The 12,734-nt window shown below is 33.2% G+C and carries 14 protein-coding genes; 5 read left to right on the top strand and 9 right to left on the bottom strand.

Annotated elements, in window-relative coordinates; translation table 11 throughout:
* The first annotated feature begins 32 nt into the window (after positions 1-32).
* On the top strand, positions 33-674 hold the full coding sequence (locus tag ACN5J3_RS09560) for an NUDIX hydrolase (RefSeq protein ID WP_418511599.1): 642 nt from the start codon (positions 33-35) through the stop codon (positions 672-674).
* A gap of 51 nt (positions 675-725) precedes the next feature.
* Positions 726-1,523, top strand: coding sequence for a lysophospholipid acyltransferase family protein (locus ACN5J3_RS09555; protein ID WP_418511598.1), 798 nt, complete (start codon positions 726-728; stop codon positions 1,521-1,523).
* Between the two features lie 20 nt (positions 1,524-1,543).
* On the opposite strand, the gene ACN5J3_RS09550 is transcribed toward ACN5J3_RS09555, so the two are convergent.
* Entirely contained in the window at positions 1,544-2,185 is a 642-nt protein-coding gene (locus ACN5J3_RS09550; protein WP_417289582.1) for a hypothetical protein, read from the bottom strand.
* 4 nt (positions 2,186-2,189) lie between these two features.
* Positions 2,190-2,684: an RNA polymerase sigma factor gene (locus ACN5J3_RS09545; RefSeq protein ID WP_344728962.1), complete on the bottom strand. Its 495-nt coding sequence runs from the start codon at positions 2,682-2,684 to the stop codon at positions 2,190-2,192.
* A 132-nt stretch (positions 2,685-2,816) separates the two neighbouring features.
* Between ACN5J3_RS09545 and ACN5J3_RS09540 the strand changes: the two genes are divergently transcribed.
* Positions 2,817-4,094, top strand: a complete 1,278-nt coding sequence (locus ACN5J3_RS09540) for an NAD(P)/FAD-dependent oxidoreductase (protein WP_418509455.1) — start codon at positions 2,817-2,819, stop codon at positions 4,092-4,094.
* A 7-nt stretch (positions 4,095-4,101) separates the two neighbouring features.
* Here the strand turns inward: ACN5J3_RS09540 and ACN5J3_RS09535 are convergent, their stop codons facing one another.
* From ACN5J3_RS09535 to ACN5J3_RS09505, 7 genes are all read right to left on the bottom strand, one after another.
* Positions 4,102-4,779 (bottom strand): lysoplasmalogenase, encoded by a 678-nt coding sequence (locus ACN5J3_RS09535; protein WP_418511597.1) that lies wholly within the window; start codon positions 4,777-4,779, stop codon positions 4,102-4,104.
* A 7-nt stretch (positions 4,780-4,786) separates the two neighbouring features.
* Complete coding sequence (locus tag ACN5J3_RS09530) at positions 4,787-5,149, bottom strand: DUF1801 domain-containing protein (protein ID WP_418511596.1); 363 nt, start codon at positions 5,147-5,149, stop codon at positions 4,787-4,789.
* 9 nt (positions 5,150-5,158) lie between these two features.
* On the bottom strand, positions 5,159-5,791 hold the full coding sequence (locus tag ACN5J3_RS09525; protein WP_418511595.1) for a DUF1801 domain-containing protein: 633 nt from the start codon (positions 5,789-5,791) through the stop codon (positions 5,159-5,161).
* Between the two features lie 84 nt (positions 5,792-5,875).
* On the bottom strand, positions 5,876-6,520 hold the full coding sequence (locus tag ACN5J3_RS09520; RefSeq protein ID WP_418511594.1) for a hypothetical protein: 645 nt from the start codon (positions 6,518-6,520) through the stop codon (positions 5,876-5,878).
* Positions 6,521-6,611: 91 nt separating this feature from the next.
* Positions 6,612-7,643, bottom strand: coding sequence for an L-dopachrome tautomerase-related protein (locus ACN5J3_RS09515; RefSeq protein WP_418511593.1), 1,032 nt, complete (start codon positions 7,641-7,643; stop codon positions 6,612-6,614).
* Positions 7,644-7,716: 73 nt separating this feature from the next.
* A complete protein-coding gene (locus tag ACN5J3_RS09510; RefSeq protein WP_418511592.1) occupies positions 7,717-8,220 on the bottom strand; it encodes a hypothetical protein in 504 nt (167 codons plus the stop codon).
* A 244-nt stretch (positions 8,221-8,464) separates the two neighbouring features.
* Positions 8,465-8,659, bottom strand: a complete 195-nt coding sequence (locus ACN5J3_RS09505; RefSeq protein WP_418511673.1) for a DUF5694 domain-containing protein — start codon at positions 8,657-8,659, stop codon at positions 8,465-8,467.
* A 376-nt stretch (positions 8,660-9,035) separates the two neighbouring features.
* Between ACN5J3_RS09505 and ACN5J3_RS09500 the strand changes: the two genes are divergently transcribed.
* Together ACN5J3_RS09500 and yidC are read left to right on the top strand one after the other, a co-directional pair.
* Positions 9,036-10,652 (top strand): CTP synthase, encoded by a 1,617-nt coding sequence (locus tag ACN5J3_RS09500; RefSeq protein WP_418511591.1) that lies wholly within the window; start codon positions 9,036-9,038, stop codon positions 10,650-10,652.
* 115 nt (positions 10,653-10,767) lie between these two features.
* Positions 10,768-12,669: a membrane protein insertase YidC gene (gene yidC / locus ACN5J3_RS09495; protein ID WP_418511589.1), complete on the top strand. Its 1,902-nt coding sequence runs from the start codon at positions 10,768-10,770 to the stop codon at positions 12,667-12,669.
* The last annotated feature ends 65 nt before the right edge of the window (positions 12,670-12,734 follow it).

Raw genomic sequence — 12,734 nt, 5'->3', positions numbered from 1 at the left:
GTATTTTACGGATATAATTATTTCTTATATAAATGAATTTCGACGATTTTTTAAAATATACTTCAAAAGTAAAAAATATACCACTGCCAGCCGAAGCATCCCAGTTTAAAATGTCTCCACCATTTAGGCTTAAGCTTCAAGAGATGCAAAAAGATAAAATGAAACATGCCAAAACAGCTGGTGTTATGGCTTTGTTTTATCCAGATTTGCAACATCAAACAAAGCTGGTACTTATTCTTCGTAAAACCTACAAAGGTGTTCATTCGGCTCAAATAGGGTTTCCTGGTGGTAAGTTAGAGCTTCTAGACGAATCTATAGAACACACAGCATTAAGAGAAACTTATGAAGAAGTAGGAGTGCCTATAGAAGATATAAAAGTGCTTAAAAAATTAACTCAAGTTTATATACCACCAAGTAACTTTTATGTGCATCCGTTTTTAGGTATCACTCATAAAACACCTAAATTTATAAAACAAGACGAAGAAGTAGAAGATATTGTAGAGGTTACCCTTTCAGATTTTTTAAATGACGACAATGTGATAACAGAATCTGTATCAACCTCCTATAATAAAAAAGTAGAGGTTCCTGCCTTTAATCTCAACAACCATATTGTTTGGGGAGCTACCGCTATGATGTTGAGTGAAGTAAAAGACTTGTTAAAACAACTTTGGTAAAGATTCAGATTTATTACATTTGTAGCTTAACTAATTTACGTAAATGCATATATGGGATTGTTTAAGCAAAATCCTTTTGGACACTCACTCTTTATAAAAAAATGGGTTATTAGAGTTATCGGAACTTTAACCCACAGACGCTTTAGAGGCTTTAATGAATTACAGATTGAGGGTTCTGATATTATAAGAAATCTACCTGATACCAATGTGTTGTTTATCTCAAATCATCAAACATATTTTGCAGATGTAGTTGCTATGTTTCATGTGTTTAATGCTAGTTTAAGCAACAGAGAAGATAATATTAAAAATGTTGGTTACCTATGGAACCCTAAGTTGAATATATATTATGTTGCTGCAAAAGAGACAATGAAATCAGGCTTGTTACCCAAAATTCTTGCTTATGCGGGATCTATTAGTATAGAACGAACATGGCGAGCAGCGGGACAAGATGTGAATAGACAGGTAAAAATGAGCGATATATCCAATATAAAAAAGGCACTAAAGGATGGTTGGGTTATCACGTTTCCACAAGGAACTACAACGCCTTTTAAACCAATAAGAAAAGGAACAGCTCATATTATTAAGCATTATCAACCTATTGTAGTACCTATAGTTATAGATGGTTTTAGACGTTCTTTTGATAAAAAAGGACTTCGTGTTAAGAAGAAAAACATTCTTCAATCTATGGAAATTAAAAAGCCTTTAGATATTGATTACGAAAATGAATCTATTGCTGACATTGTAGAGAAAATAGAATATGCCATAGAGCAACATCCTTCATTTTTAAAAGTGATTCCTCAAGAAGAACTAGAAGCTCAAGAAAAACTTAACGAGCAACGAAGATGGTAGCATCAAGGGTATATAGAATTTTATACTTCTAATTTTTTAAGCTCTCGGTAGTTTTTATTCAGGCGTTTCAGTAATATACCGTAAACCAACCAATAGAATAATAGTAAGACACCAACAGCTATTCCCAAGAAAACAACAACGGTAATTATAAACATGGCATAAAATTTAAATGCTTCACCATTGGCAGATGCTTGTTCTATTTTATTGATTAATTGTTGATCCTGATCAAACTCAATAAATAAAACAACTAGCGTTGAAATTATTAAAAATATAAGGTTAAAAGCAACATATTGCTTTACAATTCTTCGTGTCTTAAGAATGTTTTCCATCAACACTTTGGCGTTATCTATAACCGAAATAGTTCTGTAATTTTTAAAGAATAAGAAAAAGAAATATCCTAAAACAATATATCCTATTATAGAAAGCGGAATTAAAATATAATCAGCATCAAGCTCATTAAAGTGCTTCATACTGCTAGAATCTTTTAGGGATAATGATATCACAGTCCAAAAAATAAACTCTAGTAAGCTGATAATAAAAATCCACTTCACAATGGAAGATGATTTTTTAAGAATCATTTTATATATATCATTATATGACAACTTTGGATATGCTTCTTCAGAGCGTTTCCAATCTTTCTTTAATAAATCTAATTCATCCATAGCATTACGGATTTAAAATGGTTTTTAATTTGGTTTTCACGCGATTCATCTTCACTCGTGCATTCACCTCGCTTATACCTAATGTGTCACTTATTTCTTTATAATTCTTGTCTTCCAAATACAGGAAAACGAGCGCTTTTTCAATGTCGTTTAGTTGATGCACAGCTTGATACATAAGTTTCAATTGCTCTTCTTCAGTGTCATCATAAGCTTCTGCTTTTATTTTAAACTGAATAGCATCAAACTCTTGAGTTGTAATACGGCGTTTTGATTTTCTGTACAGCGTTATTGCAGTGTTAAGCCCAACACGGTACATCCAAGTACTAAATTTAGCATCGCCTCTAAATTTAGGATAGGCTTTCCACAGCTGGATGGTAATTTCCTGAAACAAATCATTGTGTGCTTGTTGGTTATTGGTGTATAACCTGCAAACTTTATGCACAATATTTTGATGTTTCTCTAGCTGTTCAACAAAACTATGTTCTAACTCTTTGCTCAAATTGGTGGTTTAGTTATTATATAAGTAGCTTGTTTTAAATAAATGTTACATATTCTTATAAATAATATGTAAAAATAGGGTTTAATAGGTGTATGTCGTATCTTTGTTAGACACATTTTTTTATACTGTTTTATGAATATCCCTGCGTCTCAAAATCCACGTGTTGTTATAATTGGTGGAGGTTTTGCTGGTATTAGCATGGTAAAACAACTAGCTAATAAACCTGTTCAAGTAGTTTTAATAGATAAACATAATTATCACACATTTCAACCACTATTATATCAAGTATCTTCTTCTGGTTTAGAACCTGACTCTATTGCTTATCCGCTCCGAAAAATTATAAAAAAGCAAAAGAATACCTTTTTTAGATTAGCAGAGGTCAACAATATAAACCATGAGGCTCGTGTTGTACAAACGTCTATAGGTGAGATTGCTTACGATTATTTAGTAATTGCCACGGGAACAAAAACTAACTTTTTTGGTAATAAAGCTATTGAGAGTAATAGTATGCCAATGAAAACGGTGCCGCAGGCTTTAAATATTCGTAGCTTAATATTACAAAACTTTGAAAAAGCTGCAATAACAAATGATAAAGAGGCTAGAGAAGCGCTCTTAAATTTTGTGATAGTTGGTGGTGGGCCAACAGGAGTTGAGTTGGCAGGAGCTATAGCAGAACTTAAAAACAATATCTTACCAAGAGATTATCATGATTTGAATGCTTCAGATATGCAAATTCACTTGCTAGAAGGTAGCGCAAGAGTTTTGCCTCCTATGAGTAAGCAAGCCTCTGAAAAATCAGAGAAATTTTTAAAAGCGCTTGGCGTAAAAGTACACTGTAATACGTTTGTTAAAGACTATGACGGATTAAAAGTTACTACAAACACCGATTTAAAATTAGAGTCTGAAACGGTAATTTGGGCGGCTGGTGTAACAGGAAGCCCTGTTAGCGGCCTGCAAGAAGGTACTGTTGTAGAGCGAGCAAACAGATATCTTGTAAATCAGTACAACCAAGTACAAGGGTATGATACCATCTTTGCTTTGGGAGATATTGCGCTTATGAAAACTGAAGCATATCCTAAAGGGCATCCGCAAGTGGCACAGCCAGCTATTCAACAAGGAAAATTATTGGGTAAAAATATTTTAAAGCAGATAGAAGGGAAGCCCATGAAAAAATTTGAATATCATGACAAGGGTTCTATGGCAACTATAGGTAGAAATAAAGCTGTTGTAGATTTAAAGGCTTATAAGTTTGGAGGGTTCTTTGCTTGGTTTGTTTGGATGTTTGTGCACCTTATGTCGCTCGTTGGTTTTAGAAATCGTGTTATCGTGTTCTTTAATTGGACGTATAATTACATCAATTTTGATAAGGCAGCACGTTTAATTATCAGGCCTTTTCATAAATCTAAATAAATAACTTTCAGGACTTTTTAGACTGTTTTAGTAAACCTAATACAATACAAAGTTGTGCAAAAGCATAAGTAAACATGATACTTACGTTTGATAATGGTAATGGTTTGTAAAACTTGTTTAAAGCCAGCAAGCTATCAGAAATCATAAATAAAATAGCGCCCAAAAATACCAATGTAAAACTTGTTTTTATAACAAATCCTAATCGTAAAAAAGCGGCTGTAGCCATACTCAAAATTACAGCCATATAAATAATAACAGGGATAAGCATATCTCCCAATCCAGGTTTTAAAAAGTAGAATAACACACAGGCATATAGCAATAAGGCTAAAACAAAACTAATTGGTTTTGCTTGTGGGTTTCGTTGTTTGGTAAATACCAGTACATAAAAAACATGGGCAATTAAAAAAGCTATTAAACCGCTCATAAAAAAATGAGGTGATATTTGTACAAACATCAAGAGGATATCTCCAAGAAGCGAAAAAACCAGCGCTAGTACGGTTAGTCTTTTTATCGGTTTGTTTATAGCCGCACTTTCTTTACAAAAAAAGATAATAAGTGATATTAGTAAAGCCGGTTTAGCAAAATAATGTAGCATTTCTAAAGCGGCATAACTGCTTGTAATAATCTCTAAAATCAGTAGTAATACAAATATTAAGGTAAATCGCTTTTCGGTTTTGGTTAGCATAGGTTGGTTATTTTATTTTTATTGTACCATTTTCATAAAGGCTTATAGCTTCATCCATAACAGCATTAATTATTTTCATTGGTAAATCTTTATCGGGTTGTATAGGAAGTATTTTCATTTTAGCCCGATCACCAGATTCTAAATGTAAATTCAGTAAACGCTTGCCTTCAACCATAAGGTAATATGGGTTCTTGGTTTTTTTGTCTGTCCAAATGTAACAAAAAGCTTTTCCTTTATAGCAAAAACAAGGCATGCCATATTTTGTGGTTTCTGTAATATGGGTGTTGTAATTAAGAAGCGTATCACGCATAGCAAGCAAGCAGCTTTTATAGGGTTCTTCTTTACTAAAGTAAAAATTTGTGTTTGCCATATTTACTAGTTATAAATATTTATGAGACCCATCACAGGTAGGCATTTTTTTAGAAAGCCCACAAACACAATCATGAAACCCTTTTCCATTTAAAATTCTATCACGATATTTTTCTATTCTTGATATTCTGGTTTTTGGTTGTTTAGCACCAGAAAAGTATAAAATATAACCGCGTTGCCTTCCAGGTGTTAATGCGTTAAAAGCGTTTTGTAACGCTGGATTTTTTATAAATTCTTGTGTTAATTCTTCAGGAATTGGCTCTTGCTCTTTTTTTGTAGGGATTTTTAAACCAGCCTTTTCTACTTCAATAGCTTCAAAAATATAAGCTTTAATGGTAGCTGTTTTTTCTATAACGTCTTTAGTACTGTAAAACTTTAAATAGCGAACAGATTGAGAGTTTTCACCGGGTTTAATTAAAATATTTTCGGTGTCTTTTAGCAAGGCACCTTTAAAAAAACTTAAAGTACAACAATCTTTAAGGTGGCTTATTATTAGTATATTTCTGTTGTTTAAGGTATAGCACGGTTGTTTCCATTTAAACATTTCGTTTAGGTCACATGCTAGCGCTAGGTCTCGTAAAATAGTAAGTGCTTTTTGCCAGTCGGTGTTGTTTTCTATAAAAGCGTCTACTTTTGGATTCATTTTATTTTAATAAAAATCAATTCTCTAATGTAATGATTTGATTTTAAATTTAAAATATGCTCCCAGTATAGCATTCTTATTTGCTTACTTATTGTTAACTTTTTTTTTCTGCGGATTTCCCATTAGGAGTTTCATCGTGTAGCCAAATAGTAAGCTAGCTATGGTCCAAACAGGTATTCCTATTAGCGTTTTTAATAATGTTATTTCTTCGCCTTGGCTTAACGGAAATACAATTGTCATAAAAACAAACATAAAAAAGCCCCAGCTAAACCCTATTTTTATCCATCCTTTTCCGGCAAAAGGGTTTGGTTTGCTTTCTAAATCTAAATTTTTAAAGCGTTCAGGCTGCTTGTCTAACCAACTGCTTTTTAATGGTTTTTTAAACCAGCCCCAAATAGGGTAGGTTATTGCCAGAATAAGATAAGAGAATATGTTTATTAAGCACGGAATAATGTTTTCACAGTTTGGGCAATATAAACCAAACCAGTTTTTAAAAGCTGTTTTATTGGTTGTAGACCATGTTTTGGCATCATGAATGGTATTGCAATGCGAACATGGAATATAAGAGCTTTCTAGTTTTGACTTGTTTGAGGTTTTATCTACAAGCGTTATTTTAGGAATTCGTTGCCCTAAAATAAGTTCGTTTATAACAAGTCCCGGATTAATAATCCAATGTAAATACATCCAGTTTTTCCAAGTATATACGGTATACTTTTTATCAAATTCCATAGCGGTAATTATGAATGGTTAGGTATTGTTTGATAAGCAATGTACAAAATACTTCATTGTGATATTGAGGTATCGATAATTAAAGTAGTACTTAATGTAAAGGTATTTTATTGATGCTAAATTCTAAATCATTGATAGCGCCTTTTACCTCATTGATTCTTGAGTTTGTGTAGTAAAGTTCGTTGTTGTATATGCTAAAAGTGTCTGCCCATTTTACTTTAGTTCCTTCAGCAAATACATTTATGTTACCATCCGTAAGGTTTAATGTCAATATTTTGTCATTTTCTAAATCAGCAAAAAACAAACGCCCTGCATCATCAATAATCATTCCGTCAGGAGCAGCAGTTTTTTTAATGAGTTTAACTTCTAGCTCTATGTTTTCTTCATTATTGGGTTTCAGATGTTTTGTAGCAATGGCATACAAATTATATCCGGTTAATGCATGATAGTACAACATATCATTTTTTGTGTCTAATGCAATACCATCAGAGTGCACTGTGTTTTTCCAAACGCCATTACTAAATGTCAACTCATTAGTTTCTGCAAGTGTTGAGGTATGATTATCTAATACTCTAAATGAGTCGCCTGATGCAATATCTATCACAACCAAACCAGCATGCCCTGAATCTGTAGCATATATTTTACCTCGTTTTTTATCTACTCTTAAATCGTTAATGTAAGAGTCTTTATGAAAAGCGTTTTCTGATAAAACATAGGTGTTTTTTAGTTGCTTTGTTGGTAAATCAAAAGCAAAAATCCTAGGGTTGTCTATAACACCTTTAAACAAAGGGTTCCTTGTATCTAAAACATACAGTGTGTTTTCATGAGCAACTACAGATTGTACTGCGATAAAAACACTGTCTGTCACAGCTGCATTTAACGACCAACTATTCCAAGATTTATCTGGAAAAGGTACAGACTCCCCATTGTCAAAAACTTCAACAACGGCATGCGTTACATGATCTCGCCATCTAGGAAAATTAGCAAAAATCCTTCCTGTATCACTTACTGTTACGCCAGTAACTTGCTGACCTTTAAAACTTGCAACGGTTTCTATTTCTACGTCTTTTGATGCGCAGTTGCTCAATAATATAATTGTAAATAATAATAAGGCGTTTTTCATTTTCTTAAACGGTTTTAGGGCTTTGTTTTGTAAGCGTATTAACTTTTACACAAAGATAAACAATAGAAGAATATTAAAACTTTGCGCGTACAGAAAGTGCTTTTTTGCTTCCTTGAAAATTAATTTGCTGCTGACTAGGACTATTAATTTGTTGTCTGTAACCTACCTCCAATGAGAAATCAGGCTTTAACTTGTAACCAACTCCTAAATTAAAATGGTTCCTTTCTATGTATTGTTGATTAGAAAAAATATTGCTTTCATATTCTCGCTCCAAACCTGATCGTAAATGCAAACTTTCACGTGTGTACCATTTTAGCATAAGCGAAGAGCGTATCAACTCAGACGAAAAGGTCTTATTATACATACCACCCACTTGTGCATCTAGTTTTGAAGAAATTGGGTAGCTTAATGTAAATCCTTTGTAAGCTTCTCCATTCATACCTTCAGGAAAACTAAAAGCATCTACATACAGCTTTTTTTCTTTGGTAGTTTCTTTATTGGTTTCTTTTTCTGAATCTTGACTAAAGCCACTAGCACAAACAAGAAACATAAAGCACTTGAAGTAAATTCTAATCATTCTTTAAACTTTTTACAACATTTTTGTACATAAATGAGTGGTAATAAAAAACGGTAAATGGTTGTTGCCCAACAATAAAGATAGCAAATAAGAGATGGCTTTTTGTTAAATAAAATTAAACCTAAACACATTTAACAAGGTTTTATCAACTTACCTAAAAGTAATCTAAACTATAACCACCTCTTTTTTATAAAAAGCTAAAACAAACTTTTAAATCATTACAAAAACAATGTGCAATGATGCGTTAGTTTAAAAACTCTGATATTTCAACAACCTTATAATTAGGGTTTTTTAGCAACAAATCACGCAATACACCTATGTGTAACTGTCCCATAATTAGTAATACTTTATCAGACTTAAGAGCCAATTGTGTGTTTAGTATATTCGAGTATATTTTAAGGTTTCTGTTGTAAAACAGGGTGATATATTCTGCGCCTATGTATTACAGTTTCCAAAAGCAAAATTTCATGTATAAGTATTGAGTGTTTCTAACTCAATGAATCATACATATCATAGTCGCTTATTTTCTTATTTTAAGCCTTAAATCATCAACCATAAAACACCCTAAATTAAGTATAAAAAACAGCCATATCTCCGCCATATCTAATTCAGGTTTACTTAAGGTCTAATTAAGGTCTCCTTAAGGTCAACCCGTGAAAATTCCTACAAAATAGTACTCGCCCTATCACCCCAAATTATACAGCACTCAAAATCAACCAAAAATCAATACCTAAAAAAATCACTTTTTTAAAACTATTTCAATGCCTAAATACCTAATTTAATTTTGTAAATTTGCCTGCGTTTAACAGCGCAACATGACAACAACAACAAAATACATCTTTGTAACAGGAGGCGTTACATCCTCATTAGGAAAAGGTATAATCGCTGCCTCTCTAGCAAAACTACTTCAAGCACAAGGCTACAGAACCACCATTCAAAAACTTGACCCATACATCAATGTAGATCCGGGTACACTAAACCCTTACGAGCATGGTGAATGCTATGTAACAGATGATGGTGCAGAAACTGACCTTGATCTTGGTCACTACGAACGTTTTTTAAACGTGCCTACAAGCCAGTCAAACAACGTAACCACAGGACGTATCTATCAAAGCGTTATAGAAAAAGAACGCCGTGGAGAATTCCTTGGTAAAACCGTTCAGGTAATTCCTCATATTACTGACGAAATTAAAGAACGCATCCAAATTCTGGGTAAGTCTGGCGACTATGATATCGTTATTACAGAGATAGGAGGTACAGTAGGAGATATAGAATCTTTACCTTATATAGAGGCTGTTCGTCAGCTTAAATGGGAACTAGGAGAAAACAATGCCATTGTTATTCACCTTACCCTAGTACCATATTTATCAGCCGCTGGTGAACTTAAAACAAAACCAACACAACATAGTGTAAAAACACTTATGGAAAGCGGTGTACAAGCCGATGTCCTTGTATGTCGTACAGAACACGATTTACCAAGCGATTTACGTACCAAGCTAGCACTATTCTGTAACGTTCGTGAAGAAGCCGTAATACAATCTATAGATGCATCAACTATTTATGATGTACCTAATTTAATGTTAGAGCAAGGTTTAGACAAAGTAGTCCTTAAAAAACTAGCACTTAAAAGTGATGCTCCAGACCTAACACAATGGAATCAGTTCTTAAAGCGTCATAAAAACCCAAATACCGAAGTGACTATCGGACTTATTGGTAAGTATGTAGAGCTTCAAGATTCTTATAAGTCTATCCTAGAGGCTTTTATTCATGCAGGAGCAGAAAATGAAGTAAAAGTACATGTAGAGTCTATTCACTCCGAATATATCAATGAAGATAATGTAAAAGCTAAATTAGCACATCTTGATGGTGTCCTTGTTGCTCCAGGTTTTGGAGAGCGTGGTATAGAAGGAAAAATAGATGTTGTTAAGTATGTGAGAGAAAATAACATGCCATTTTTTGGTATCTGTTTAGGTATGCAAATGGCAGTCATAGAATTCTCTAGAAATGTACTTAACCTTAAAGATGCAAACTCTACAGAGATGAATCCTAATACAGAAAACCCTGTTATTAGTCTTATGGAAGCACAAAAAGATATCACTGACAAAGGTGGAACCATGCGTTTAGGAGCTTGGGCATGCGACCTAAAAAGAGATTCTATTGTAGAAAAAGTATATAAAGCAAACACAATACAAGAGCGTCACAGGCACCGCTATGAGTTTAATAACGCTTACAAAAATGATATCGAAGCCGCTGGTATGGTAGCTACAGGAACAAACCCTGATACAGGGCTTGTAGAAGTTGTAGAAATCCCTACACATCCTTGGTTTGTTGGTGTGCAGTATCACCCAGAGTACAAAAGTACCGTGGCAAATCCGCACCCATTATTTGTAGCATTTGTAAAGGCAGCCTTAAAGCATAAAAAAAAGAAATAAGTGTCAGTATGGCATAAAATAAAAAATGGATAGCTTTTTGAGTATGAAAATCACGTTTGTGTTTTTTAAATAAACATATTAACAAAAAGCAACCAACCATAATACATATTTATAAATGGAAGAAAAGAAATTTGACCTGAATTCTATCATAGGATTTGTACTTATATTCGGAATATTACTATACATGATGTATATTAATAAACCAACTCCCGAAGAACTTGAGGCGCAAGAAAAAGCAAAACAAGAACAGGTTGAAGCAAGTAAAAAAGCTAAAGAAGACAAAAATACATACGTTACGTCTTCTGATGACTTCTCGGCATCATCAAACGCAGACTCATTAAAGCGTGTTGAACTACAAAACAAATTAGGAGCTTTTGCCTACGGTGCTAGTTTGCCTTCAGCAACGCCTAAAGAAACATTGGTAGAAAATGATGTGCTTGCTCTTAAATTTAGTAATAAAGGTGGATATCTTTCTGAAGTAAAACTGAAACAATTTGTAGATTTTGATTCAGTGCCTATCTATTTAGTAAAAGACGGAAACACGGCTTTTAATATCAATTTTGGTACTACAGATAGTCGTATACTTAACACACAAGACTTATACTTTCAGCCTACTGTAACAAAAAGCGGTGAGAATACGGTTGTGTCTATGAAGCTTAAAGTTTCAGAACAAAAGTTTTTAGAATATCGTTATGAGCTTAAACCAAGCGATTATATGGTAAACTTTACCATTCGCTCACAAGGTTTAAATAATGTAGTAAATAGTTCTCAAGATGTTAATTTAGATTGGAAACTAAAAACATACCGTCACGATAAAAGTATCTCTTATGAAAACAGATACACGCGTTTAACATACCAATTAGACGGAAGTAAAATAGATAAGTTAAGTCCGACTAGTGAAGATGATGAAACCGAAAATGATGTAAACTGGATTTCTTACAGACAGCATTTCTTTAGTAGCATTCTTACTACAAAAACACCATTTGAAGAAGTACATTTAGCATCTACAAATTTGGTAGAAGATGAAACTATTGATACTGTTTTTACAAAAGCTTACGCAACAAAATTACCAATAGCTTTACAAGCTGGTGAGTTTAATCAAGATTTAGGCTTGTATTTTGGTCCTACAGACCATAAGGTTTTAAAAACTTACGATATTGGCCTTGAAGATAGTATACCTCTAGGTTGGGGAATCTTTGGGTGGATAAACCGTTATGTGTTTATACCGTTATTTGCCATGTTAAGTAGCTTCTTACCTTATGGTATGGCTATTATCATCATGACAATTTTAATAAAAATGCTATTGTCATTTGTGCAGTATAAACAATTCCTGTCTCAAGCAAAGATGAAAATACTTAAGCCAGAGCTTGATGAGATTAGAGAAAAGTACAAGGATAATAAAATGAAAGCGCAACAGGAAACAATGGCTTTACAAAGCAAAGCAGGAGCAAGCCCGTTAAGCGGATGTTTGCCTGCCTTAATACAGTTGCCAGTGTTTTATGCATTATTTCAATTTTTCCCTTCAGCTTTTGATTTAAGACAGAAAAGTTTCCTTTGGGCAGACGATTTGTCATCTTATGATATTGTAGCAAAATTACCATTTCATATACCATTCTATGGAGATCACGTTAGTTTATTCCCAATATTAGCTTCTATCGCTATATTCTTTTATATGAGAATGACTACAGGGCAACAAATGGCATCTCAACCACAACAAGAAGGTATGCCAGATATGAGTAAAATTATGAAGTACATGATTTACTTCTCTCCAATTATGATGCTATTTTTCTTTAATAACTACGCATCTGGATTAAGTTTATATTACTTTATATCAAACCTTATTAGTATTGGTATCATGTTAGTTATCAAAAATTACATTCTTGATGAAGACAAGATTCACGCGCAAATTCAAGTGAATAAAAAGAAACCAAAGAAGGAAAGTCGTTTTCAAAAGAAAATGAAAGAAATGATGGAACAAGCTGAAGAACAAAAAAGAGCACAGCAACGAAGAAAATAATTTTTTTAAAAGCTGCCTTTTGGCAGCTTTTTTGTTACATAACATTTTAAAAAAAGAAACGTTTA

Origin of the sequence: Corallibacter sp., from assembly GCF_048381695.1 — a bacterium.
GTDB lineage: Bacteria > Bacteroidota > Bacteroidia > Flavobacteriales > Flavobacteriaceae > Corallibacter > Corallibacter vietnamensis.
The sequence above is the reverse complement of the archived record's forward strand: the minus strand, read 5'-3'. Positions and strand labels throughout refer to the sequence as shown.